Origin of the sequence: Streptomyces sp. NPDC047043 (genome assembly GCF_040644055.1) — a bacterium.
In the GTDB taxonomy this organism is placed as follows: domain Bacteria; phylum Actinomycetota; class Actinomycetes; order Streptomycetales; family Streptomycetaceae; genus Streptomyces.
Genome location: NZ_JBEYVO010000015.1, coordinates 54,101 through 79,032, shown reverse-complemented (window position 1 = coordinate 79,032; position 24,932 = coordinate 54,101). Strand labels below are relative to the sequence as shown.

Here is a 24,932-nt window from a genome sequence, read left to right as displayed (position 1 = left end):
CGGATGGTTCGCCCGCGTTTTATCCCGTGCGGGCGAGTGCCCGCTTCCTCGGCGCGGGCACCTGTCCGCGACCATGTCTGGAAGGCAGGGAAACCTATGCGAAGGGTTACCCGAAACGGTGTGATCGCCGTCGCCGCTGCCTCGGGCGCGATGGCCCTGACGATGCCGGTGACCGCCGCCTTTGCGGCCGACGGGGCCTCCGCGGACGGTGCCACCGCCGACTCGGGCGGCGTGCTCTCCGGCAACACCGTCCAGGTTCCGGTGCACGTCCCGGTGAACGTGTGCGGGAACACCGTGAACGTGGTGGGGCTGCTCAACCCGGCCGCGGGCAACAGCTGCGCCAACAAGGGCGGCGGCTCTTCGGAACGCGGCAGCGAGGCCCACGGCAGCGGAAAGGATTCGCCCGGGATCGTCTCCGGGAACGTCGTCCAGGTCCCGGTCCATGCACCGGTGAACGTCAGCGGCAACACCGCGAACGTGATCGGCGCCGGGAACGCGGCCACCGGGAACGAGTCCAGGAACTCCGGCCGCCATTCCCGCCACTGCACCGAGCCGGCACCGAAGCCGACCGCCCCCTCCGGGACGGTTCCGCAGCCCACACCCGCCCGGCACACCCCGCGGCACTCGGCGGCCTCCCTCGCCCACACCGGCACCGACCAGACGCTGCCCGCCGCCGTGGCGAGCGCCGCGCTGATCCTGGGCGGGGCCGCCGTCCACCGTCGCTTCCGCCCGCGGGCGACGCGCTGAGCGTCCCGCCCCATCTCAGGACGGGGAGGCCCTGCCGGCCGGGGGACCGGCAGGGCCTGCGGCCGTTCGGTCCGGCGGCCGTGGACCGCCAACGGCCCGACAGACAGGCCCAGTCGGATCCGGCCAACGGCCCGATCGCACCGTGACGCCCGCCGCAAGATCCGCAAGGATGCTGCGGGCGCGGTCGATCACCGCGCGCCGAGTCCGCCGTACCGCCACGGAATGGAGCGCACACATGCCCTCTGAGGCCCTCGAAGACCTCGTCGTCACCCAGGCCGGCCCCGACGACTGGCCGGTGATCAGCGGCTGGGCCGCGGACGAGGGATGGAACCCGGGGCTCTCCGACGGACCGGCGTTCTTCGCGCAGGACCCGGCCGGCTTCTTCCTCGGCCGGATCGACGGCGAACCGGTGTCGGCGATCTCCGTCGTCAACTACGGCGACGACTACGCCTTCCTGGGCTGCTACCTCGTCCGACCGGACCTGCGCGGCCGCGGCCACGGCCTCACCACCTGGAAGACCGCGCTGGCCCACGCCGGCACCCGCACCATCGGACTCGACGGAGTGGTCGCCCAGCAGGACAACTACCGCCGCTCCGGCTTCGAACTCGCCCACCGCACGGTCCGGTTCAGCGGAACCGCGCCCACCGTGGCCGAGCCTCCCAGCGGCGTGCACGCCGCGGTGGAGGCCGACCTCGCGGACCTCACGGCGTACGACAGCGTCTGCTCCCCGGCCGACCGCCCGCGCTTCCTCGCCCACTGGCTGACCGCCCCCGGACACCGCGCCGTCGTCCGCCGCACCGGCGGCCGCGTCACCGGCTACGGAGTGATCCGCCCCGGCCGCGACACGCTGCGCATCGGCCCCCTGTTCGCCGACACCGCCGAGGACGCGAGCGCCCTGTTCGCCGCCCTGACCGCCGACGCGGCCGGCAGCGAGGTCGCGGTGGACGTGCCGGAGACGAACACGGCGGGCATCGCCCTGGCCGAGGCGGCCGGCTTCACCCCCTCCTTCGAGACCGCCCGCATGTACACGGGCCCGGTGCGGCCGTACGCCCGGCAGCGGGTCTTCGGCGTCACGACGCTGGAGCTCGGCTAGCGCGCGGTCGCGGTGAGCAGGACCATCCCGGAGTCGCCGTGGTCCGGCAGGGTCGGGTCGGTGCCGATGCGGGTGACGGACAGGTCGCGGGTCAGCGGTGCGAACACTTTCGTGACCAGCTCCGGGTTCACGGGGCAGCCCGGCCAGTGCGACGCGGGGCCGATCCGGTGGGTGGGCATGTTCTCGATGAAGGCGGCCACCAACGACCCGCCGGGGACCACGCACTGGACGAAGGCGCGGCAGAAGTCGGCGAATTCCGCGTAGTCCTCGGTGGCGCCCTCGGCGACGAAGTGCATCGACGCCAGGTCGTAGGCGCCCGGTTCGAGGGACCTGACGTCGGCGTGGACGATGTTCACGTGCGCCAGCGCCCCGGCCAGCGTGGCGGGCAGGTCGGAATTGAGGCGGCGGCAGAGGGCGTGGAACGGCTGCCAGCTGGCGTCCGGGCCGTACAAGAACTGCCGTTCCAGATAGGCCACGTTGCCCGCGCCCGCCTCGACGGCGTCGATCCGGCGGCTCGCGGCGGCCGCGAGGATCAGCGGATACAGGTTCGGTCCCGCGCCGAACTCCACCGAGCGGGCGACGGATCCCGGCGCGAAGCGGCGGTAGAAGGCCGAGTGGTGGGTGATGACCGCGGCGTCGGCGGGGTGCAGGTCGCGGTAGTTCTCGGCGAGGTAGTCCGCGACCGGCCAACTGTCCCAGTCGACATCGTCGTTGTGCGTGATCATGGCCGTCTCAAGCCTTCGCCTTCAGCGGGAACCGCGCGGACAGCCGGCTCAGCGTGCGGTTCAGCCGCTCGATGTCGTCGTCGGAGTTCAGCGCCGTGATCTGTATGCGGAAGCCCACCCGGTCACGTGGTACGAGCGGATAGGCGGCCAGCGTCACGTAGATGCCCTCCTCCCACAGGAACGCCGCGACCGCCTCGAGGTCGTCGGCGTTCGCCAGCGGGATCTCGATGATCGGCAGCCCGTCCGTGTTGAGCGTGCCCACGTTCAGCCCGTCGAGATGCTCGAGCACCCGGGCCGTCCTGCGGTACACAACCGCGCGCAGTTCGTCGCCGCGGCGGTCGTTGACGTCGAGCCCGGCCAGCGCCGTGGCCAGAGACGCCGTGGGGGACGGTCCCGAGTACAGGTAGGGGCCCGCGGCCGTCTTGAGCCGGTTCTTCAGCTCCGTGGGCAGCGCCAGGAAGGCCAGCAGTGACGAGTACGCCTTGGAGAAACCGGACACGAGCACGATCGAGTCGTACGACTCCCCGGCGTGCCGCACCACGCCGTTGCCGCGCGAACCGTACGGACACGGCTCCTGCGGCCCGCGCTCGCCGATGACACCGAAGCCGTGCGCGTCGTCGACGTAGAGCGTCGCGCCCCCGGCGCGGCAGACCGAGGCCAGCGCGGGCAGGTCGGGGAGGTTGCCGGTCATGCTGTTGACGCCGTCCAGGCACACCAGCCGCGGCAGCCCCGCGGGCACCGAGGCGAGCAGGGCCTCCAGTTCATCGGGCCGCTCGGCGTGGAAGCGGTGCAGGGTGGCGCCCTGGCCGCGGGCCACGACGCAGCCGTCGTAGACCGTCCGGTGCGCCGTCGCCTCCACGAACACATGGCCGTCCTCCGCGAGGATCGGGATCACCGAGCCGTGGATCAGCGTGAGGGTGGGCAGCAGGAGCGTGTCCTGCGCACCGAGCAGCGCCGCCAGCCGATCCTCGATCTCGGGGTACAGGCGGGGGCTCCCCAGCAGCCGTGACCAGCTCGGGTGCGTGCCCCAGCGCCGTACGGCGGGATCCACGGACTCCATGACCTCCGGGTCCCAGTCGAAGCCCAGGTAGTTGCAGGACGCGAAGTCGACCAGCCAGTGGCCGCGGCTGCGGATGTGCCGGCCCCGCACCTCGTCCAGCACCGCGTCGCTCATCGGGCTGGTCCGCCGCAGATGCTCCAGGTCCGCCCAGAGCGCCGTCCGCCGTGCCCGGTGCCCGGGCCGCGGCACGGGCACCGGCGCCGGCTTCCTGCCGCTGTTGGAGGGCGCGTAGCAGCGGCCCTCGTGCTGCCGCAGCACATGCCCGCTCTGCTCCACCGTCATCGGCCGGGCGAACAGATAGCCCTGCCCGAACCGGCAGCCCATGTCCGCCAGCAGGTCGCGCTGCCCCGGGTCCTCGATGCCTTCGGCGATCACCTGCAGGCCGAGCGTGTCGGCGATCCGTACGATGCCCTCGACGAGCGCGACCTGCCGGGCGTCGCGTGTGATGTCGTCGATGAACGTCTTGTCGATCTTCAGTACGTCGATGGGGAAGTCCCGCAGGTAGCGCAGCGAGGAGAAACCGGTCCCGAAGTCGTCGACGGCGATGTGCACGCCGAGCTCCTTCAGGGAGCGCAGCACCGCCTGGATCTGGGTGTCGCGGCGCAGCAGTACCGTCTCGGTGAGCTCCAGCTGCAGCGAACCGGGAGCCAGACCCGGCGTGCGCAGCGCCCGGCCGACCTGGTCGAGGAAGCCGCCGTCGCGGAACTGGCGGGCGGACACGTTCACGCTGACGTACGGCGGGGTGACCGGGCCGGGCAGCTGCTGCAGCCCGACGATGTCGCTGACCGCGTTCTGCAGCACCCACGCCCCGAGCGGCGCGATGTGCCCGGTCTCCTCGGCCACTGTGATGAACTGCTCCGGCGGGACCGGCCGGGGCGGCGCCTTCGGCCAGCGGATCAGGGCCTCGAAGCCGACGACCTCGCCCGCGGTGATGTCCACCACCGGCTGGTAGCGCAGGGCGAACTCCTTGCCGGCGACCGCCTCGGCGAGCCGGCTCTGCAGGTCGTGCCGCTCGACCATGCGGGTGTGCAGCAGCGGCTGGAAGCGGCGCCACTGCCGCTTGCCGGCCGACTTCGCCGCGTACAGCGCCAGATCGGCGTGGCCCAGCAGCTCCTCCGCGTCGGTGCTGTCGCGGGCGGTGGCCACGCCCACACTGGCGGACACGGTCACCGACTCCTCGGAGAGGGCGAACGGCCTGGTCAGCGTCTGGATGACCTGAGCCGCCAGCAGCTCCGCGTCCAGCGGTTCGCGGGCGTCCTCCATGAGTACGGCGAACTCGTCGCCGCCGAGCCGGGCCGCGGTGTCGGTGCGGCGCAGCGTCTTGGACAGGCGGTTGCCGACGGCGACCAGCAGATGGTCGCCGGCCGAGTGCCCGAGCGTGTCGTTGACCAGCTTGAAGTCGTCCAGGTCGATGAAGAGCAGACAGGTCAGGGAGGACTCGCGCCGGCCGCGCAGCAGGGCGCGTTCGATGCGCTCCTGCAGCAGCGTGCGGTTGGGCAGCCCGGTCAGCGAGTCGTGGAAGGCCCGCTGCGTCAGCTCGTGCGCCAGCCGGCGCTGCTCGGTCACGTCGCGCAGGGTGACCACCAGACCTGCCACGGTCCGCTCGTCGCGGAAGTCGCTGCACCGCACCTCCACCTCGACGCGGCCCGCCCGGTGGCGCACCCACCAGTGGTCGTGGGTGGCCCGCGGACCGGTCTCGCGCACGGCCGTCAGCTCCCGCGCCGCGCGGTGCCGGTCGCGCGGGTCGACCAGCTCCGGCAGGGAGGCGCCCACCAGGTCGGCGGTGCCGAAGACGGTGGCTGCCGAGGGACTGGCGTACCGGATGGTGTTGTCGTCCTCGACGATGAGGATGACGTCGGAGGTGTTGCGCACCAGGGTGCGGAAGTACGCCTCGCTCTCCCGGCGGATGATCTCCTGGCGCAGCGCGATGCGTTCCAGGGCCAGCCCCGCGTGCGAGGCCAGGATCTCCATGGAGCCCCGCGTCTCGGTGAGCGGCCCCGCCGGTCCGGCGACCAGCAGGACGCCCGGGACGTCGCCGTACGGGCGGTCCGGCGGCGTCATCAGACAGACCAGGACGGTCGCGGTGCCGTCCAGTTCGGCGGTGTCGGCGCCCAGTTCGCGGGCGGCCACGATCCGCCCGTGGTACTGCGCCAGACCCGCCGCCCGCTCGGCCGGCAGCAGCAGGGTGCGGTGGCCGACCGCGGTGCCCAGGAACCGGTCGACCGCAGCCTCGCACGAGCGGGCGACCTCCTGCTGCCGGACCGCCGAGACCAGCGAGGCGGCCGCGCGGCGCAGCACCAGTTCCCGGGAGACAGCCTTGCGGTGCGCCACCACCATGCCCGACAGCCGCAGGATCACCAGCAGGAAGAGCACGCCCGAGAAGGCGGCGATGACGGCGGCGTCGTGCGCCGAGCCGCTCAGTCCTTCGTACAGCAGGATCCCCGGCGCGATGAACGTCGCCACGGCCAGCATCAGAATCCGGCGCCGTGGCGGCAGCAGCGACCCTCGCTGGGACGCGGCCGCGGTGAGGTCCACCATGTCCGGGTGCAGTGCCGCCAGTCCCCAGGCCGTGTAGAAGACGATCCACCCGACGTCCAGCAGCGTGCCCGCCTGCCATGATTCGTTGAGCTGCAGGATTCCGTACGCGATGTCGATGGCGAGCAGCGTCAGCGTGCCGACGACCAGGAACTGCACCGATCTGTTGTGCGCGTCGACCGGGTGCGGCGTCAGCAGCCGCGCCAGCAGGGCCAGCACGAGGACGTCACCGAGGGGGTAGGCGATGCTGATGGCCCGCTGCTCCCAGGTCAGCCCCTTCACCTCCGTCAGCGGCTGTACCAGGTAGACCCACACGGGCAGGGCCAGACCGGCCGTGATGATCAGCGCGTCGAGCAGGCTCGGCAGGTCGTGGCCCGCCCAGCGGTAACGCACCAGACCGGACAGCCCGAGGGCGAACAGCGGATAGGTGGCGAGGTAGCAGGCGTCCGCGGGGGAGGGGAACGGGTTGGAGGCGTGGAAGTACTCCTCCACGACGTTGTAGTACGTGTCGCCCGCGATGAACGTGAACAGCCCCGCCGCGAGCACCCACCACGGCCAGCGCTGGGCCGGGCCGTTGACATGGCTGCCGACCAGCACGGCGACGACGCCCGCGAGTCCGATGACGGCCCACACCGAAGAGCGTGCGGCGGGCACCGTCATATAGAGGGCCGTTGCGGCTGCGACCAGCGCAGCATGCGCGGTCATCAGCCGATGTGCCGGCTGCAAGAGCAAGCGCCTCCCCCCGCCTGGAGGAGACCGGGCCGTCCAACCTGGTCTGATTCCTCCTAGATCGTAGGCACTTCGACCGGACGCCTGCATCTCGGGCGGACGGACCGCCCTCAGGCCCGCCCCCGGTGGAATCGCCGGTGCAACGCCCGCACCTCCTCCACGAGCTCCGGCACCGGACCCTCCACCACTACACCCGGTGCCACCTCGTGCACCGGCAGTGTCCGCACCGGCGGCGCGGGCACCCCCAACTCGGCCAGCCAGGCGGCGAGTTGCTCCGAGGACGCCACGTACACGATCCGGCCGAGCCCCACCCAGGCATGCGCGGCCGCGCACATCGGGCAGTGCTCGCCGGACGTGTACACGGTGGCCGCCGCCCGCTCCTCGGGCGTCATGCGGGCCGCGGACCAGCGAGCGAGCTCGAACTCGGGATGCCGGGTGCGGTCGCCGGAGGCCACCCGGTTGTGGTCCTCGGCGAGCACGGCACCGTCCCCGCCCACCAGGACCGATCCGAACGGCTCGTCCCCGGCCTCCAGCGCCTCGCCGGCCAGCTCCACACAGCGGCGCAGATACGTCAGTTCGGTGTCCATCACCGTCATGGTCTACGGCCTCCTCGCCACGCGATCTTCGCCGCGCAGCCTATGCGCGCCCCCGCACGGCCGGGAAGGCGTGCCGGCGGGCAAGGGTCACCACGGTGAGGGCGGCCGTGAGCAGGGGCAGTGCGGTCCAGGGCAGCGCGCCGGGGCCCAGGCGCTCCAGGGCGAGGCCGCCGGTCAGCGAGCCCGCGGCGATACCCGCGTTGTACACGGTCGTCTGCAGGGAGGTGGCCACGTCGGCGTGGACGGGACCCGAGGCGTCGACCAGCGCGGTCTGGATCAGCGTGGGCGCACCGCCGAACGCCACACCCCACAGCGCGACCGAGCCGAGCAGCACGACGGGCGTCCTCGCGTACAGGCCCAGCACGAGCATGACGGCCGCGCACAGCGCGAGCGCGCCCAGCAGCACGGCCCGCAGACACCGGTCGACGAGCAGCCCGGTGACCCAGATGCCGGCCACCGTGGCCACCCCGAACACCAGCAGCACCACGTCCGTACGGCCGAAACCGGCGTGGGCCGCGAAGGGGGCGACGTATGTGTACATCACCTGATGCCCGAGGAGCAGGAACAGCGTCACGGACAGCACGGCGGGCAGACCCGGAAGCGCGGCCACCCGTACGAGCGGCACGCGCGCGTGCGCCGGCTCGCCCGGAAACCCGGGCACTCGCCGGTACACTCAGCCCACGAGCAGCACCGCGAGCCCGGCCAGCACCCCGAAGGCCGTCCGCCATCCCATCGCTCCCGCCAGCGCGGTCCCGGCGGGCACGCCCAGCGACAGAGCCAGCGTGATCCCGGCGAGCACGACCGCGATCGCCCGGCCGCGCCGCTCGGCCGGCACCATCCGGGCCGCATACCCGACGAGCATCGCCCACAGCAGCCCGCCCGTGCATCCGGCGACGAGCCGTGCGCCGAAGGTGAGTGCGTACGACGACGACAGCGCGACGACGGCGTCGCTCACCGCGAACCCGAGCAGCGCGCCGACGAGCACGGGCCGCCGTGGCAGCCCTCGAAGCAGCGCGGTGAGCGGGATGGCGGCCGCGAAGGAGGCGGCCGCGTAGGCGGTGACCAGGAACCCGATGCGGGCTTCGGGGACGCCCAGCGCCGGTGCCATCTCGGGCAGCAGACCCGCGGGGAGCAGTTCGGTCATGACGGCGGTGAAGGCGGCCGTGGACAGGGCGAGCAGCCCGGACCAGGGCAGCGGGACGGGCAGGGCGGTGCCCTGGGCCATGGATGCGGTGGACATGCGACCATGCTCGAACCCTCACATCAGTGTGAAGGCAAGGGCGACTCGTGGAGGCGGCCATGAAGATCGGCGAACTGTCCCGCCGCACCGGTGTGCCCACGAGACTGCTGCGCTACTACGAGGAGCAGGGACTCCTCAGCCCCGAACGCACCGAGAACGGCTATCGCGACTACGGCGAGCCGGCGGTCCGGGACGTTCAGCAGATCCGCGGCCTGCTGGACTCGGGCCTGACGACGGAGATGATCCGTGCGATCCTGCCGTACCTGTCCGGCCCGGACGAGATCCTCCTCCCCGCCGGCCTGCTGACCCCCGAGACCGCGGCGCTCCTGCAGTCCCACATCGACCGCATCCAGTCCCGCATCGACTGCCTGGCCCGCAACCGGGACCGGCTGAGCGCATATCTGGCGGCGGTGCGGCCGGAGGGCGCTTCGTAAAGGCGTTGCCGCCCTCGCCCCCCGGATGCTGGAGTGAGCCCATGGATCATGCAGCGGTGCTCGCCCTTTTCGACCGTGACATGCGTGAAGGCGCCCAGCCGGACGGGCCCGACGCGCGGGTGGAGCGGGTCGGTGGTGTGGTGCGGCAGGTGTCGTCCGCGCAGGGGTGGAACGGCGTCGTCTGGTCCGACGTGGACGAGACGGGCGCGGACGCGGCGATCGCCGAGCAGATCGCGTACTACTCCGATCTCGGCCGCGAGTTCGAGTGGAAGCTGTACGGGCACGACCTGCCGGTGGATCTGGGGCAGCGGCTCAGGGACGCCGGATTCGAGGCCGAGCCCGAGGAGACGGTGATGGTCGCCGAGGCGGCCGCTCTCGATCTCGACGTCGAGCCGCCCGAGGGCATCCGTCTGCTGCCGGTCGCCGACGCGACGGGCGTCGGCCTCGTGGCGGACGTGCACGGCAAGGCCTTCGGCACCGACGGCTCCCGGATACGGCACCAACTGCTCGCCCGGCTGACGCAGGAGCCGGACACGGTCGTCGCCACCGTCGCCCTCGCCGGCGACGTGCCGGTGAGCGCGGCCCGTATGGAGCTCGTGCCCGGCACCCGGTTCGCCGGGTTGTGGGGCGGCGGCACCGTCGAGGCCTGGCGCGGCCGAGGCGTCTACCGGGCCCTGGTCGCCCACCGCGCCCGCGCCGCGGTCGACCGCGGCTACCGCTACCTCCAGGTCGACGCCTCCAGTCAGAGCCGCCCCATCCTCGAACGCCTGGGCTTCGAGCCGCTGACCACGACGACGCCGTACACGTACGGCCCGTAGCGGAAGCCGGCACGACGTACGTCCCGTGGCGGGAGCCGGTCAGTCCAGGCCGAACGCGTCCGCCAGCAAGTCCAGTTGGGCCGTGAGCAGCGTGCCTCCGTCGTGGCCCATGCCGGTGAACTGGCCGGACACCTCCAGGCCGATCGCCCCGTGCATGTGTGCCCAGGCGAACACGGCTCCGGCCAGCGCGACCCCTTCCGCACCGGCGGGCACGTTCCCGCGCGCCCACTGGGCGACGGCCTCGTCCGTCTCCGCCCAGGCCGTCATCTGCTCCACCACCGGCCGCACCGCCGCCGACGGCTCGCCCTCTGCGAAGGCGGGCAGGAACGGCCCGAGCACGGCCCGTGCGCTGTCGAGGGTGTCCGGGGGTGCGGTGTAGCCCGGCACCGGGGTGCCCTCGATCAGCAGGTAGCGGTGCGGTTGCGCGACGGCCCAGTCCCGGCAGGCTCCCGCGAGCGCCTGCAGCCTTGCGCGCCCTGACGAGCCGGGCGGCAGTGCGCCCGCGGTTGCGGAGACGGCCGCCGCCAGGTCGGCGTAGGCGTCGCGGATCAGATCCGTCAGCAGGGCGTCGCGGCTGTCGAAGTAGCGGTAGAGCGCGGGACCCGAGAGGCCGACTTCCTTGGCGATCCGGGTCAGGGCGACGGCCGCGGTACCGCCCTCGGCGAGCTGCCTGAGCGCGATCTCCTTGATCTCCACGCGGGTCTGCTCGCGATAACGCGCCCGCGGGCTCTGCGTGCTGCCGGCCACCGGCGGCCCCCTCTCCTGATCTTGCGAGACACCCTAACGAAAGGCCGGACATCCCGCCGTTGCTAATGACACTCGAAAGAGTTACAGTCTCTAACAGAAGTGAGAGCCAATCACCATCACACGGAGTTCGTCATGACGTCTGACACCGCTGCCACCGCTGCGTCGCGCGACCTGCACACCGTCCTGGGTTCCGGCCCGGCCGGCACCGCTCTGGCCCGCGAGCTCGTACGCCGCGGCCACCCCGTCCGCCTCGTCGACCGCAACGCCACCGGGCCCGCGCTCGACGGGGTCGAGCGGTTCGCCGCCGACGTCAGCACGGCGGAGGGTGCCCGGGCGGCCACCGCGGGAGCGGCCGTGGTGTACCACTGCGTCAACGTCGGCTACCACCTCCAGGTCGAGGTGATGCCCCGGATCCAGGAGGCCGTCCTCGGGGCGGTCGAGGACTCGGGTGCGCGGCTGGTGGTCCTCGACACGCTGTACCCGTACGGCGAGACCGGGGGAGCGGTGATGACCGAGGACTCCCCGTGGAAGGCCACCAGCCGCAAGGGCCGGATGCGCGCCGCACTGGACGAGAAGTACCTCGCCGCACACCGGGAGGGGCGCGCCCGTGTCGTCCTCGCCCGCTCCGCCGACTTCATCGGTCCCGGCGTGCTCAACTCCACCCTCGGTGCGGCCGTGTTCCCCGCCGCACTCACCGGCGGAGAGGTCCTGGGCATCGGCGACATCGACCTGCCGCACAGCTACACCGACATACGGGAGGTCGCGGCCGGACTCGCCACCCTGGGCGAGCAGCCGGAGGGCGACGGCCGCGTCTGGCACCTGCCCACCGCGCCCGCCGTCACCACGCGCGAGATCCACGCCATGATCGAGAAGCGGGTGGAGCGGCCGCTGCACATCGTGGTCCTCGAGGAGGCCAAGCCCTTCGGACCGTTCGACGAGCAGTTCATGGCCGAGTACGCCGAGATGTTCTACCAGCACACCGAGCCCCAGATCATGGACTCGACCGCCTTCGAGCAGACCTTCGGCGTCACGCCGACGCCGCTCGCGGAAACTCTCGACACGACGCTGACCTGGTACGGAGAGTGGCTCGCGCAGAAGTGACCGCGGTCGCGCCGACCGCGATGTCACATCCGCGGCCGCCCGATCCGTCGCATGGTCATGACGACGAACCGGAAGAACCAGAGCATCCTCCTCGCCGGCGCCAGCGGCGTCCTCGGCGGACACATCACCCGCGCGCTGACCGAGGCCGGCCACAAGGTGACCGGGCTCGGGCGCGGGCCGGCGAACGGTGTCCGGGCCGACCTCGTGGACCGCGACGCACTGCTGCGCGCCGTCGACGGACAGCACTTCGACACCGTCATCCACGCCGCCACCGCGCTGAGCAAGGCGCCCATGCGCCACCGCGACATGCACGCCACCAACGCCCTGCGCGTGGACGGCACCGCCCACCTGGTGGAGGCCGCGCAGGCCACGGGCGCCCGCCGCTTCGTGAGCGAGTCGATGGTCTTCGGCTACGGCTACGGCGACTTCGGCGCCCGCCCGATCACCGAGGACGACTCCTTCGGCCCGCGCGGCACCACGGCAGAGCTCGAAAAGCACGTGGAGGGCATGCGCATCAAGGAGCAACTCACCTTCGGGGCAACCGGGTTGGACGGCATCTCGCTGCGCTTCGGCCTCTTCTACGGCCCCGGCGGCACCGACGCCGTGCTGCCCATGCTGCGCAAGCGCCGGCTCCCCGCCCCCGACGACCACGGCAGGGTGCTGCCCTGGATCGAACTCACCGACGCGGCACGTGCCGTGGTCGCCGCCGTCGAGCGCGGCCGCCCCGGCCAGGCGTACAACATCGCCGACCGCACACCGCTCGGATTCCGGGCCCATGTCCTGTACGTGGCCGAGGAGTTCGGCCTGCCGAAGCCGATGACCGTACCGCTGTGGCTGACCCGGCCGATGTCGTACGCGCACACGATGATGTCGACCAACCTGCGGGTCTCGACGGCCAAGGCCGAGCAGGAACTGGGGTGGACGCCCCAATACCCCTCCAGCCGCGACGGCCTCGCCGCGCTGGCAGCCCGAGGGTGAAGGCACAACTGGGGCCGTTCGGACCAGGGTTGAGGGCCGAACGGCCCCCCTTCGCCGACCGGTGCGGATGGGACTCTCCTCGGTGGGGCGCCCGAAGCCCCACGGGGGAACTGCCTCCCGCACGTCCGATCTCCCGCTCAGGGCGCACGGTCGAGGCGGCAGGCCCGCCGATTGCCGAGGGGAGCCGTGTCGGCGGGCCTGATTCCGGGCCTCCCGCGTACCGCCACCGTAGTCCTGCACGGAACGCAGCGGAATGCGGAATTCAGCTACTGTGCGCGAGCGGCAGAGCAGCACCTATCGCAGCCGGGCGAGGCACCTCAGGGCCTCGCCCCGGCCCGAAACGGTTGTTGTGCCGGCGCCGAACGATGTGTCAGCGATGCGCCCTCGACCGGTCCAGCGCGGCAATGCCGAGCGCGGCGAGACCGATCTGGATCAGCCACTCGATCCAGTCGATGCCCTTGGTGTCCGCCACACCGACCGCCGAGGCGATCGCCGCACCGATCAGTGCGGCCACGATGCCGACGAGAATCGTCAGCAGAATTCCGATGCGCTGACGGCCCGGCACGACCAACCGGCCCAGCACACCGATGACGATGCCGATCACGATGGCACTGATGATGCCCGTAATCTCCATCTCCGCCCCTCTTCTCCAGACCCCCGCACCATCCGGATGCCCGCTGGAGACAGGGACAGTCCGTTCCGTTTCAACCAAGGGTCAACGGTCGGTCAATCTCCGTTCCGGTGGGCCTGTTGAGGTCGGTGATGCCTGTTCAGGGCCCGTTCTGCCATGTACCGTTCAAACGATCGGTCGCACGAGTGTCGGCCGACCGAATGTCTACGCGCGCTGATGTCCTGTGTCTACGCGCGTAGGTCCGGGCCCCGCACCGCTCTTCCCCAACCCCACACGGAGGTACGCCGGATGCACGGACGCACCAGATCCCGCCACAGACTCACCACGGCCCTCGCCGCGTTCGGTCTGCTCGCCACGGGCGCAGCTCTCCAGACCACGGTCGGCGCCACCCACGCCCACGCGGCCACCACCCACCGCATCCTGTTCGACGACGGCCACGCCGAGGAGGCCGGCAACGCCGACTGGATCATCTCCACCAGCAAGCCCGACCCCCTCGCCCAGGACTCCTCCCCGTCCTCCGAGACGGACTGGACCGGCGCACTGTCCTCGTGGGGCGTCGACCTGCAGAAGACCGGCAGCTACAGCCTCAAGACCGCCACCAGCGCCCTCACCTACGGCGGCTCGTCCTCGACCGACCTGTCGAACTTCGACACGCTGGTCCTGCCCGAGCCCAACACCCTCTTCACCACCGCCGAGAAGACGGCGATCATGACCTTCGTCAAGAACGGCGGCGGACTGTTCATGATCTCCGACCACACCGGGGCGGACCGCAACAACGACGGTGAGGACGCGGTCGAGATCCTCAACGACCTGATGACCAACAACAGCGTCGACTCGACCGACCCGTTCGGCTTCTCCATCGACTCGCTGAGCATCAGCTCCGACTACCCGTCGGCCATCAGCGACAGCAGCAACCCGGTGCTGCACGGCTCCTTCGGCACCGTCACCAAGAGCCTCATCGCCAGCGGCACGACCGCCACGCTGAAGCCCTCGGACAACTCCAGCGTCAAGGGCCTGCTCTACCGCACCGGTTACTCCGGCAACACCGGCGCCTTCTTCGCCACCAGTACCTTCGGCAGCGGCCGCGTGGCCTTCTGGGGCGACAGCTCGCCGATCGACGACGGCACCGGCCAGTCCGGCAACACCCTCTACGACGGCTGGAACGACTCCGGCGCCACCAACGCCGCGCTCGCCCTGAACGCCACCGAGTGGCTCGCCGGAGCGAGCAGCAGCGGCGGCGGGGACGACGGCGGCGGCTCCGGCACCTGCACCGCCGCCCAGCTCCTGGGCAACAACGGCTTCGAGTCGGGCAACACCACCTGGAGCGCCTCGAGCGGCGTCATCACCAACTCCAGCAGCGAGTCGGCCCGTTCGGGCTCGTACTACGCCTGGCTGGACGGCTACGGCACCGCCACCACCGACACGCTCTCCCAGTCGGTGACCGTCCCGTCCGGCTGCACCACCGCCGCGCTCAGCTTCTACCTGCACATCGACACGGCGGAGACCAGCACCAGCACGGCGTACGACACGCTCAAGGTCCAGGTCCTCAACAGCTCCGGGACCGTGCTGAGCACCCTGGCGACCTACTCCAACCTGAACGCCGCCAGCGGCTACACCCAGCGCAGCTTCAGCCTGGCGAGCTACGCCGGCCAGACCGTCACCCTCAAGTTCACCGGCACCGAGGGCTCGACCCTGCAGACGTCCTTCGTCATCGACGACACGGCGCTGAACGTCAGTTGACGTTCGTGGGGCCCGGCTCCCGGCCGGGCCCCACGCGCTCATCCCGCCGGGACCGTCCGCTCCGGCGTGTTCCAGCCGGAGACCCTGATGTGCGGCGCGGACCCGAGCAGATCCGAGGTCCGGTACGTGGCGGTGAGCGTCACCGACTCGCCCGGCCACAGGCTGACCTCGTTGCCCGACCACCGCACCGGCAGCACCGGATCCCCCTTCGCCGCCACGAGATGTACGTCGGTCAGCAGCGCCGGCGTCTTGCCGCTGCCCGCGTTGCGCAGGGTCACCGTCGTGGTCGACGTACCGTCCGCCGACTCGGTCGACGCCGTCGCCGTGACCGGCACCTGCGCCATCGAACTCAGGCCCTTGAGGTCCGCGTAACTCGTCGTCGGCGTGTAGTACCAGTCGGTGTTGGCCCAGTCGAGCGTGTCGGGCCTGGTCGACAGCCAGTAGACGTTGCGGCTGACCTCCCCGCCGGAAGCGTCGGTCAGCGTCAGGCGCGCCAGATACGTCGCCGACAGGCCGGTCACCGACGCCGGCAACGTGAGTGCGGTGCTGTGGGCTCCGTCGCCGCTCACCTTCACGCCGGTGACGGTCCTGTCGTACTTCTGCGTGCCGTCGGGGTTGAACAACGTTGCCCGGACGGTGAGTTGGGAGGCGGCCTGGTGCCGGTTGTTGACGACGGCCACCGAGCGGTCGTCGTACGAGTACTGGACGTGCAGCGACTCGTTCGCCTTCTTCGCCCCGAAGTAGGCGCCGCCCTGGTCGAGGTAACGGTCCATCAGCTGCCAGTGCAGCGAGGTCCAGCCGCTGTTGAACATCCAGTACACGACCCCGGTCGACGGCTTGGAGGAGTCGGTGGCGTTGCGCTCGTACGCCTCGAACTGGGCGCGGACGTTCTCGTACTGCGCGAGCTGCGCCTTGCGGACGTAGTCGCTCAGGCTCGTCGGGGCGCCGTAGCGGCCGGTGAGGGCGTTGTCGTAGAGCTTGAGGGTGGCGAAGGTCGACGACGGTGAGCGGTGGTACTGCTTGGCGTCCGGGTTCTTCCAGAGGGTGTCGAGTTCGGCCGGGGTCATCATGCGGCGCAGGGTGTCGAGGGTGGGGATGTCGGGGCCCGCACTGGTCTCGGAGTTGAAGCCGGTGGCGCCGCCCTCGCGCTTGGCGTACCAGTAGTTGGGCGGGATCCAGTCGTACGGGCCGGTCATCTTCATGCCCGAACTGCCCAGCTGCGGCGAGGAGTTGTCGGACGCGGCGGGGACGACCGGGGTCGGCCAGTCCGCTGCCTTCAGGGCGTCGAGGTAGTTCTTCTCGATCGTCGCGTCGGGCGCGAAGTCGCTGCCGATCAGGAAGGAGATCACGCTCGGGTGGTCGCGCAGCCGCGCGGCCTCGGCGGCCATCGACGCCTTGGCCACCGGGTAGTCGGCGGCGGTCCACTTGTCGCCGCTCTCGTCCCCGTTGACCTGTCCCTCCCACTTGTCGCAGCACTCCCAGCCCGGCAGCGTGAGGAGGCCGTAGCGGTCGGCGAGGTCGAAGAACTCGTCCGGTTCCAGATGGCCTTCGAGGCGGATGGTGTTCAGACCGAGGTCGAGGGCGTACTTCAGCCGGTCCTCGACGTACGTCCGGTCCCAGCGCAGGAACTCGTCCGGCGACCAACCGCCGCCCTTGATCAGCAGCTTGCGGCCGTTGATGCGGTACTGGCGGGCGCCGTCCGAGTTCAGCGGCGCCTGGACGTCACGGATACCGAAGGTCGCGTGCGCGGTGTCCGAGGTGGTGCCGGAGACGGACGCGGAGAGGTCGAGGCCGTACAGGGGCTGGCCGCCCATGCCCGCCGGCCACCACACCTTCGGCGAGGTCAGATGGAGGCCGGGCACGTCGGACGGTGCGAACGTGACGGTCTTCGTCTCGTGCGCGGCCAGCGTGACGCCCTCCTCGAACGTCGTCGCGCCGATGCTGCCGGAGACCTTGGTGGCCACGGGTGCGTCGGAGTCGTTGCGGGCCTGCGCCTTGACGGTGAGGTCGGCCGAGGCGAGCGAGGGCACGTCCAACTTGGTCACCACGTGCGCGTCGCGCAGGGCCACCGGTCCGCCGCGTCGGACCAGGACGTCGCGGACGATGCCCATGTTCTCGTCGGGCGGCGGCTGGAGCCAGTCGATCCAGCCCATGGTGAGGTTCTTGTTCGGGCTGTTCGGCCGGATGCGGAAGGCGACGGTGTTCGCGCCGGAGCGGACCAGCGAGGAGACGTCCAACTCGTGGGCGGTGTAGGCACCGGAGATGTCCTTCGCCGCCGCGATCTGCTGGCCGTTGACATAGACGTCGGCCGCGGAGATCACGCCGCTGAAGTCGAGGTAGGTGCGCTCGGTGGTGTCCGCGACCGTGAAGTCGGAGCGGTACCACCAGGGCACCTGGAAGTCGGCCTTGGGGATCTTCTGCTGGTTCGTCGAGTAGAAGGGGTCGGCGTACACGCCGTTCGCGAGCAGGGCCGCGAGGACCGTGGAGCGGGGGCCGGCCGGGTACCAGCCGGCCGCCGGGTAGCCGGGGGAGGAGACGTCCGCTGCCGGGTCGGAGACCTTGGCCGTGGACTGGATGCTGTAGCCGGACAGGGCGGTCGTGCTGCCCGGCGCGGAGGAGACTCTGGTGGCCCGGCTGTGCGAGGTCGGTCTGTCGTCGTGCGCTCCGGCCCAGGCGCCGGTGGTGAGGGAACCCAACAGTCCCAGGACCACCGCGGCCATGGCGAGACGGTGCCTGCTCACAGAGCCTCCAGCCTCATCGTAAAGTTAGGAAACTTTACTAACCCGGGCAGGCTAGGGCGACGCATGGACCATGTCAATCACCGTGGCCCCTGCGGGACTTGTTCAGGAAGCGGCCGACCGGCGCTCGAACACCACGTCCCGCGCCGTCCCGAGGGCCGTGGCCACCGCGCCCAGGAGCACCGCGTCCTCGCCGAGCCGGCTGGGCGCGATCTGCGGACGGAGGGGAGTGAGCGCCCGCAGGTTGTCGTGGACCGGCTTCAGCAGCAGGTCGACGCTGTGGCCCACCCCGCCGCCGAGGACCACGAGATCCGGATCGAGTACGGCCGCGGCCGCCGCCACGGTGTGCGCGATCCGCTCGCCCTCCAGCTGAACCGCCTTGACCGCGGCGTCGTTTCCCTGCCGCGCCGCGTCGAACACGGCCTTAGCGGTGAGCTGCCCGCTCATCCCGAACCGGCGCGCCGCCTCCACGACGGCCAGCCCCGACACCGCGTCCTCCAGCCGCTCCGGCTTGTGCTGCCCCGGCCACGGCAGGAACCCGATCTCCCCGGCCAGGCCGTGCGCCCCCGTGAACAGCCGGCCGTCGCTCACCACGCCCATGCCGAGGCCGGTGCCGATCAGGATGTACGCGAACAGCCGGCTGCCCGCGCCGACGCCGTACGTGTACTCGCCGAGCGCCGCCAGATTGGCGTCGTTGTGCACCTCCAGCGGGACGCCGAGCTCCTCGCGCATCCGGTCGAAGAGCCCGGCGCGCCCCCAGCCTGGCAGATGCATCGCGTACCGCACCCGGCGCTGCTTCTGGTCGTACACGCCGGGCGTGCCGACCACCGCGTGCACCACCTCCTCCGGCGCCACGCCCGAACTCGCGACCACCTGGCGGGCCGTCGCCACCACCAGGTCCGCCATCGCGCCCGAGCTGCGGGCCCGGTTGCGCACGTCGGACCGGGCGACGACGGCGCCGTCCAGGTCGGCGACCGCCACCCGCAGCCAGCTGCGGCCGACGTCGATGCCGAGGGCATAGCCGGCCGCCGGGTCCGGCGCGTACAGGACGGCGGTGCGGCCCCGCTCGGGGGCGTGGGTACCGACCTCGTGCACGAGCCCGGCCGCCTCCAGCGAGGCGAGCGCGCTGGAGACCGTCGGCTTCGACAGACCCGTCTCGCGGGCGAGTTGGGCACGCGACGCGGCGCCGGCGGCGCGCAGCCGGTCGAGCAGCAGCCGCTCGTTGGTCGAGCGCAGCCGCTGACGGTTCCAGGGCTGTTCCTGCTGCGCTGCGACGTCACCGGCGGTCATCGCACCATTCTCACGCACACGGACTCCCCTCTTGACGCATCAAGTAAGGCTCCTTAACTTTATCGCCCAGTCAAGCCCGCCGGGCGAGTCACGTCCCGCTTCAGGAGTCTCCATGTCCGGTAGTCCGCCACCCAGCGGTGGTTTCGTCCGTCGCGTCGGTCTGTTCCAGGCCACCGCCATCAACATGAGCCAGATGTGCGGCATCGGGCCGTTCGTCACGATCCCGCTGATGGTCGCCGCGTTCGGCGGTCCACAGGCGGTGACCGGCTTCGTCGCGGGGGCGATCCTCGCTCTCGCCGACGGGCTGGTGTGGGCCGAGCTGGGCGCGGCGATGCCCGGCTCCGGCGGCAGTTACGTCTATCTGCGCCAGGCCTTCCAGTACCGCACGGGCCGGCTGATGCCGTTCCTGTTCGTCTGGACGGCGATGCTCTTCATCCCGCTGATCATGTCCACGGGTGTGGTCGGCTTCGTCCAGTACCTCGGCTATCTGGCACCCGACCTGACCCAGACCCAGGGCGATCTGATCGGCCTCGGCATCGTCGCGCTCGTCGTCCTGCTGCTGTGGCGGGGCATCGAGAACATCGCGCGGATCACGGCCGTGATGTGGGCCGTGATGATCACCTCGGTGGTCCTGGTCATCCTGGCCGCGGCGACGAACTTCAGCGCACACCTCGCCTTCACCTACCCGGCGCACGCCTTCGAGCTGGGCAGCAGCCACTTCTGGGTCGGCTTCGCGGCCGGCCTGACCATCGGCATCTACGACTACCTCGGCTACAACACCACCGCCTACATGGGCGCCGAGATCAAGGACCCCGGCCGCACGATCCCGCGCTCGATCGTCTTCTCGATCCTCGGCATCATGGCGATCTACCTGCTGCTGCAGATCGGCACGCTCGGAGTGATCGACTGGCACCGCATGACCGACGCGAACGACATCGCCTCCACCTCGGTGGCATCCGCGGTCCTGGAGAAGACCTGGGGCAAGGGTGCGGCCGACACGGTCACCGTCCTCATCCTGATCACGGCCTTCGCCTCGGTCTTCACCGGCCTCCTGGGCGGCTCACGCGTGCCGTACGACGCGGCCCGCGAGCGCGTCTTCTTCCGCCCCTACGCCAAGCTGCACCCCCGCCACCGCTTCCCGATGCTGGGCCTGGCGACCATGGGCGTGATCACCGCGATCGGGTTCCTGATCGGCCGCCACACCGACCTGGCGACGCTCATCCAGCTCCTGACGACGGTGATGGTGATCGTCCAGGCGCTGGCCCAGATCCTCGCGCTCACGGTGCTGCGCAGGCGCCAGCCGACACTGAAGCGCCCGTACCGCATGTGGCTCTACCCGCTGCCGAGCATCGTCGCGTTCGCCGGCTGGTGCGTGATCTACGGCTACGCGGACAAGAACTCGCCGGGTCGCCACCCCATCGAGTGGTCCCTGGCCTGGCTGGCCCTGGGGTGCGTCGCGTACGTCCTCTGGGCCCGCTTCGAGAAGGTGTGGCCGTTCGGTCCGAAGGAGATCACGGAGGAGTACCTGACGCCCGCGACGGCGGATGCGGAGCCGGCGGGCGCGTGAAAGAACCGGCGCAACTGCCCTACGTACGCTAGAGTTTGGTCACTCGTGAAGCCTCTCCGGCCGGACAAACGTCCGCCGGGGAGGCTTTTCTCATGCCCGAAAACCGGTCAGCGCCGTCCAGGAGACCGGTTCCGCACCGAGGAGTTCCATGTCCGACGTGACCGTCCGCCCCGCCACCGCCGACGACCGCCCCGTCGTGGAGCGGCTGTGGCTGATGTTCCACCATGACCTGTCCGGCTTCAGGGGCGTACTGCCCAACCCGGACGGAACGTTCCGCAGCGACCGGCTCGACTCGGCCTTCACCGAGGCCGGTTGGGCGCCGTACCTGTTCGTCCGCGAGGAACGGCCCCTCGGATTCGCGTTCGTCCGCAGCCTCGACGGTCCGACACGCGTACTGAACAGCTTCTTCGTCGTCCGCGGAGCGCGACGGGAGGGCATCGGGCTCACGGCGCTGCGCGAGGTCGTCCTCCGGCATCCCGGCACGTGGGAGATCGCCTTCCAGTACGCCAACGATCCCGCGGTCCGCTTCTGGCGCCGCGCCGCCACCGAACTCGTCGGTGACGCCGGGACGGAGGAGACGCGACCGGTACCGAATCGGCCAGACCTTGCGCCGGACGTGTGGATCTCGTTCCGGGTCGGGCCGCGGGCGGAGGACGGCGCCTGAGGGCTCTCAGGCCGATCAAGTCGGCTCTGATTGTTGGGAATGTCCGGGCCTCGCGTGCCGGCCGGGCGAAGGCGCCGGCGGCCGAGACACCGAGAGCGGTGGTGGTTCGTGATTACGCATTCGAAGTTACGGACCGTTCATCAAGGGCTGCCATACGTCGAGTAACGGCCGAGCAGAGCAAATCACTCGAAACAGTCGATAATTTCCTGCTCAACTGCCTCTGGGCGCAAGGAAGCGCGGCGCGAACCCCTCCGGCATTGACATGCAAGTAATTGCCTGCATAACGTTGAGTGTGCAATCAGAGAGCGACTCCGGGATGGACAAGGTCTTCAAGGCGCTGGCCGACGAGACGCGCAGGCGGCTGCTGGACCGGCTGCACGAGCACAACGGCCAGACGCTGGGCGAGCTGTGCGAGCGCATCGCCATGACCCGCCAGTCCGTCACCCAGCACCTGGCCGTCCTGGAGGCCGCCAACCTGGTCAGCACCGTGCGGCGGGGGCGGGAGAAGCTGCACTACCTCAATCCGGTCCCGCTCCACGAGATCCAGGAGCGGTGGATCGACAAATTCGAGCGCCCGCGCCTGAGTGCACTCAGCGCCGTGAAGCGACGAGCCGAGGAAACCATCATGAGCGACAAGCCCACATTCGTGTACGTCACCTACATCCGCAGCACACCCGAGAAGGTCTGGGACGCACTCACCGACGCCGACCTGACCGCCGTCTACTGGGGCCACAGCAATGTCTCGGACTGGCGGCGCGGCTCACGCTGGGAACACGTCCGTACGGACGGCTCCGGCATCGCCGACGTGGTCGGCACCGTCGTGGAGAGCGAGCGCCCGACCCGTCTGGTCACCACCTGGGCCGCACCGGAGAACGAGGGGCAGGAGGACAGGCACTCCCGCGTCACCTTCGACATCCGGCCGCACGAGGACATCGTCCGCCTCACCGTGACCCACGAGGAGCTCTACGACGAGGGCGAGCTCGCCGACGTCTCCGGCGGCTGGCCGGCGGTGCTGTCGAACCTCAAGTCCCTTCTGGAGACCGGCAGTCCGCTGCCGCAGGAGCCGTGGCTGGTCCCCGGCCACTGAGCGGCGCACGGGAGTGCGGGGACAGGGGACGGCCGGTCCGCGCTGGTTGCGGACCGGCCTGCTGTGGTCCTTTCGTGCGGTGCTGTGCGGTGTCCCTACGGCTTGGGGGCGCTCCTCGCCGCCGTAGCGGCGCACATCAGCCCCAGGATCACGGCGAGCGCGCCGATGATGATGTTGTTGAGGGCCACACCGGTGTCAGGGCTGTCGCCGACGACCCACGGCGCGATGATCATCCAGATGCCCATCGCGCAGAACGCCCAGCTCAGGCCGTACATACGCTCCGGAGCCCTGGTGAACCCGAGGCCCAGCAGACCGATCGCGACACCGACGATCAGGTTGTGCGTCACGAGTGCGGGCTGACTCGTCGTGTAGTGGAGTATCCACGGGGATACGGCGCAGTACAGGCCGAGCAGAAAGACCGGTCCGTCCACGAGTGCCACATCGCGACCGCCGAGCATGCGGGCGTAGCGGTCCCGCATTTCGGAAACATCAGGATGAGTGGTTATGTCACCTCTGCTGGTGGGCGAGACGTTGGCCATGTTCGTCTCCTTTGACTCGCAGGCCTGACCGCGTCTGTTGCGGTATGCGGTAAGCGCCGCGTAAGTACATTCTGCGCTTATTTTTTCTTTATGTGTAGTGGTCGGCGGGCCGGCTGGGGCGTGAGGGAGGCCGTGGGGCACCCCTTCGTGTCGTGCTGGAGTCGGCTGCGCAGCCGGTTCAGGCCCCGCCTTGTATGGCTCTTGACCGTGCCCAGCGGCCATCCGGTGCGCGCCGCGATCTGCCGCTGCGTCAGGTCCTCGTAGAACGCCAGGTGCAGCACCCGCCGCTGGCGCGCCGGGAGCCCGGCCAGCGCCTGTCGGACGAGCAGGCGGTCCAGGACCGCCTCGGGGCCGTCCGGTTCTGCAGCGGTGAGTGGGAGAGCAGATCCGGCCGCGGTCACCAGGTCGCGGTGGCGGTACCGGGCGGACAGGGCGTCGGCGACCTGACGCGTGGTGATGCCCATGATCCAGCCCGCGAAGCTGCCGCGCTCGGGCCGGTAGCCCGTACGCCCGCGCCACACCCCCAGGAACACCTGCTGGGTGACGTCCTCGACGTCCTGCGGGTCGCCCAGGGAGCGCCGGGCCACCGTGCGGACCAGCGCCGACCACCGGTGGTAGGCGACGGCGAGACAGTCCTCGTCGCCCGTCATCACACCCCGGGCCACCACCTCGTCGTCGAGCCACTCCCGCGGCGGCGCGGCGGAGTGCGGGTCCGCCGGCCGTGCCTCGGCGGGTCGCGGATGCGTGCGCATGACGTCGGCTCCTCACGCAGGACGGCGGGCGATGCGGTGCCCGGTCGGGGCAGGTTCGTCCTGGTAGGGCCATGGTCAGCGCGGGGGAGACGAGCCGACAACTTGCATCGGTTGTGCGTCGTATAGTCGCCGCATGGGCGAGCCCAGGAAGGCCGGCAGGGGTGACCCGGGCGAGCAGCCGCCCGGCACCGCGCTCACCACCGGGGCGCTGGCCCGTCGGCTGGGCGTCTCGCCCACCACGCTGCGCTCCTGGGATCGCCGGTACGGCCTCGGTCCCGCCGTCCGCTCCGAAGGACGCCACCGTCGCTGGACGCCGCGGGACGTGGCGGTGCTGGAGGCGATGTGCCGGCTGACGTCGGCGGGAGTGCCACCCGCCGAGGCGGCACGCGCCGCGCGGGTGGGCGCCGGGACGTCGGTTCCGGCGCCGAGTGGCCGTTCCCGCGCGGCCGGCGCGCTTCCCCTGGGCGATGTGCGCCGGGAGGCCCGGGGGCTCGCCCGGGCCGCCGTACGGCTCGACGCTCCGGCCGTGGAGGCCCAGCTGACCGAGGCCGTCGAGCGGCACGGTCCGGCCGTCGCCTGGCAGGAGGTGATGGTGCCGACGCTGCACGCGGTGGGCCGCAAATGGGCGTCGTCCGGGGACCGTTACGTCGAGGTCGAGCATCTGCTGTCCTGGCACGTCGCCACCGTGCTGCGGCGCTGCACGCCCCCTCCCGTGCCCCTGGAGACCGCGGCCCCGGGCCCCGTGCTGCTGGCCTGCGTACCGGGCGAACAGCACACCCTCGCGCTCGAGGCGCTCAACGCCGGGCTGGGTCAACTCCGGCTGCCGGCCCGCATGTTCGGCGGGGCCGTCCCGGCAGAGGCGATGACCGCGGCGGTACGGCGCCTGGGACCGGCGGCGGTGGTTCTGTGGGCGCAGGCCCGCTCCACGGCGAGCCTGCCGCTGGCCCGGCAGATCGCAGCCACCCAGTGGGGTGTGAAGGGGGCGCGCGGTGAGCCGCTGGTCCTGCTGGGCGGCCCCGGCTGGGCGGGGCGCACCGTGCCCGGGATGCCGCGCCCGTCGGGGTTGCAGGACGCGCTCGACATGCTGTCCCGCGTGTACCGGCAGGGCGAACTGCCCTGAG

At 71.1% G+C, this 24,932-nt stretch carries 22 protein-coding genes; 11 read left to right on the top strand and 11 right to left on the bottom strand.

What is annotated here, in order from left to right; all coding sequences use genetic code 11:
- Window positions 1–96: 96 nt before the first annotated feature.
- Window positions 97–747, top strand: coding sequence for a chaplin (locus ABZ880_RS24070; RefSeq protein WP_361266377.1), 651 nt, complete (start codon window positions 97–99; stop codon window positions 745–747).
- 235 nt (window positions 748–982) lie between these two features.
- On the top strand, window positions 983–1,840 hold the full coding sequence (locus ABZ880_RS24065) for a GNAT family N-acetyltransferase (RefSeq protein ID WP_361266375.1): 858 nt from the start codon (window positions 983–985) through the stop codon (window positions 1,838–1,840).
- Here the strand turns inward: ABZ880_RS24065 and ABZ880_RS24060 are convergent.
- From ABZ880_RS24060 to ABZ880_RS24040, 5 genes are all read right to left on the bottom strand, one after another.
- Complete coding sequence (locus ABZ880_RS24060) at window positions 1,837–2,565, bottom strand: class I SAM-dependent methyltransferase (protein ID WP_361266373.1); 729 nt, start codon at window positions 2,563–2,565, stop codon at window positions 1,837–1,839. The genes ABZ880_RS24065 and ABZ880_RS24060 overlap by 4 nt on opposite strands.
- Before the next feature lie 7 nt (window positions 2,566–2,572).
- Window positions 2,573–6,865 carry an aminotransferase class I/II-fold pyridoxal phosphate-dependent enzyme gene (locus ABZ880_RS24055; RefSeq protein WP_361266371.1) on the bottom strand — a complete coding sequence of 1,431 codons (4,293 nt, stop codon included), beginning with the start codon at window positions 6,863–6,865 and terminating at the stop codon, window positions 2,573–2,575.
- A 134-nt stretch (window positions 6,866–6,999) separates the two neighbouring features.
- Window positions 7,000–7,485 carry a nucleoside deaminase gene (locus ABZ880_RS24050; protein ID WP_361266369.1) on the bottom strand — a complete coding sequence of 162 codons (486 nt, stop codon included), beginning with the start codon at window positions 7,483–7,485 and terminating at the stop codon, window positions 7,000–7,002.
- Between the two features lie 40 nt (window positions 7,486–7,525).
- Window positions 7,526–8,146 (bottom strand): MFS transporter, encoded by a 621-nt coding sequence (locus ABZ880_RS24045; protein ID WP_361266367.1) that lies wholly within the window; start codon window positions 8,144–8,146, stop codon window positions 7,526–7,528.
- Window positions 8,147–8,158: 12 nt separating this feature from the next.
- Window positions 8,159–8,725, bottom strand: a complete 567-nt coding sequence (locus ABZ880_RS24040; protein WP_361266365.1) for an MFS transporter — start codon at window positions 8,723–8,725, stop codon at window positions 8,159–8,161.
- A gap of 59 nt (window positions 8,726–8,784) precedes the next feature.
- On the opposite strand from ABZ880_RS24040, the gene ABZ880_RS24035 reads away from it, so the two are divergent.
- Both ABZ880_RS24035 and ABZ880_RS24030 read left to right on the top strand, forming a co-directional pair.
- Window positions 8,785–9,159: a MerR family transcriptional regulator gene (locus ABZ880_RS24035; protein ID WP_361266363.1), complete on the top strand. Its 375-nt coding sequence runs from the start codon at window positions 8,785–8,787 to the stop codon at window positions 9,157–9,159.
- A 41-nt stretch (window positions 9,160–9,200) separates the two neighbouring features.
- On the top strand, window positions 9,201–9,977 hold the full coding sequence (locus ABZ880_RS24030) for a GNAT family N-acetyltransferase (RefSeq protein ID WP_361266361.1): 777 nt from the start codon (window positions 9,201–9,203) through the stop codon (window positions 9,975–9,977).
- A 39-nt stretch (window positions 9,978–10,016) separates the two neighbouring features.
- Here the strand turns inward: ABZ880_RS24030 and ABZ880_RS24025 are convergent, their stop codons facing one another.
- A complete protein-coding gene (locus tag ABZ880_RS24025) occupies window positions 10,017–10,724 on the bottom strand; it encodes a TetR/AcrR family transcriptional regulator (RefSeq protein ID WP_361266359.1) in 708 nt (235 codons plus the stop codon).
- A 132-nt stretch (window positions 10,725–10,856) separates the two neighbouring features.
- On the opposite strand from ABZ880_RS24025, the gene ABZ880_RS24020 reads away from it, so the two are divergent.
- A complete protein-coding gene (locus tag ABZ880_RS24020; protein ID WP_361266357.1) occupies window positions 10,857–11,825 on the top strand; it encodes an NAD-dependent epimerase/dehydratase family protein in 969 nt (322 codons plus the stop codon).
- Between the two features lie 57 nt (window positions 11,826–11,882).
- Window positions 11,883–12,803 carry an NAD(P)-dependent oxidoreductase gene (locus tag ABZ880_RS24015; protein ID WP_361266355.1) on the top strand — a complete coding sequence of 307 codons (921 nt, stop codon included), beginning with the start codon at window positions 11,883–11,885 and terminating at the stop codon, window positions 12,801–12,803.
- A 370-nt stretch (window positions 12,804–13,173) separates the two neighbouring features.
- Here the strand turns inward: ABZ880_RS24015 and ABZ880_RS24010 are convergent, their stop codons facing one another.
- A complete protein-coding gene (locus tag ABZ880_RS24010; protein WP_361266353.1) occupies window positions 13,174–13,437 on the bottom strand; it encodes a GlsB/YeaQ/YmgE family stress response membrane protein in 264 nt (87 codons plus the stop codon).
- Between the two features lie 285 nt (window positions 13,438–13,722).
- Here ABZ880_RS24010 and ABZ880_RS24005 point away from each other — a divergent pair, with 285 nt between their 5' ends.
- The gene (locus ABZ880_RS24005; protein ID WP_361266351.1) at window positions 13,723–15,174 is read left to right on the top strand and encodes a hydrolase; all 1,452 of its coding nucleotides are present in this window, start codon (window positions 13,723–13,725) and stop codon (window positions 15,172–15,174) included.
- A gap of 38 nt (window positions 15,175–15,212) precedes the next feature.
- Here the strand turns inward: ABZ880_RS24005 and ABZ880_RS24000 are convergent, their stop codons facing one another.
- Window positions 15,213–17,894: a sugar-binding domain-containing protein gene (locus tag ABZ880_RS24000; RefSeq protein ID WP_361266685.1), complete on the bottom strand. Its 2,682-nt coding sequence runs from the start codon at window positions 17,892–17,894 to the stop codon at window positions 15,213–15,215.
- 123 nt (window positions 17,895–18,017) lie between these two features.
- Window positions 18,018–19,202, bottom strand: coding sequence for an ROK family transcriptional regulator (locus ABZ880_RS23995; RefSeq protein WP_361266349.1), 1,185 nt, complete (start codon window positions 19,200–19,202; stop codon window positions 18,018–18,020).
- Window positions 19,203–19,314: 112 nt separating this feature from the next.
- Here ABZ880_RS23995 and ABZ880_RS23990 point away from each other — a divergent pair, with 112 nt between their 5' ends.
- The 3 genes from ABZ880_RS23990 (at window position 19,315) to ABZ880_RS23980 (ending at window position 22,520) form a co-directional block, all read left to right on the top strand.
- Window positions 19,315–20,769, top strand: a complete 1,455-nt coding sequence (locus ABZ880_RS23990; protein ID WP_361266347.1) for an APC family permease — start codon at window positions 19,315–19,317, stop codon at window positions 20,767–20,769.
- A 148-nt stretch (window positions 20,770–20,917) separates the two neighbouring features.
- Window positions 20,918–21,433 (top strand): GNAT family N-acetyltransferase, encoded by a 516-nt coding sequence (locus ABZ880_RS23985; protein ID WP_361266345.1) that lies wholly within the window; start codon window positions 20,918–20,920, stop codon window positions 21,431–21,433.
- 316 nt (window positions 21,434–21,749) lie between these two features.
- Window positions 21,750–22,520: a metalloregulator ArsR/SmtB family transcription factor gene (locus ABZ880_RS23980; RefSeq protein ID WP_361266683.1), complete on the top strand. Its 771-nt coding sequence runs from the start codon at window positions 21,750–21,752 to the stop codon at window positions 22,518–22,520.
- 95 nt (window positions 22,521–22,615) lie between these two features.
- On the opposite strand, the gene ABZ880_RS23975 is transcribed toward ABZ880_RS23980, so the two are convergent.
- Window positions 22,616–23,059: an SPW repeat protein gene (locus ABZ880_RS23975; protein WP_361266343.1), complete on the bottom strand. Its 444-nt coding sequence runs from the start codon at window positions 23,057–23,059 to the stop codon at window positions 22,616–22,618.
- A gap of 77 nt (window positions 23,060–23,136) precedes the next feature.
- Window positions 23,137–23,709, bottom strand: coding sequence for a sigma-70 family RNA polymerase sigma factor (locus tag ABZ880_RS23970; RefSeq protein WP_361266681.1), 573 nt, complete (start codon window positions 23,707–23,709; stop codon window positions 23,137–23,139).
- Between the two features lie 235 nt (window positions 23,710–23,944).
- On the opposite strand from ABZ880_RS23970, the gene ABZ880_RS23965 reads away from it, so the two are divergent.
- Window positions 23,945–24,931, top strand: coding sequence for a MerR family transcriptional regulator (locus ABZ880_RS23965; protein ID WP_361266341.1), 987 nt, complete (start codon window positions 23,945–23,947; stop codon window positions 24,929–24,931).
- The last annotated feature ends 1 nt before the right edge of the window (window position 24,932 follow it).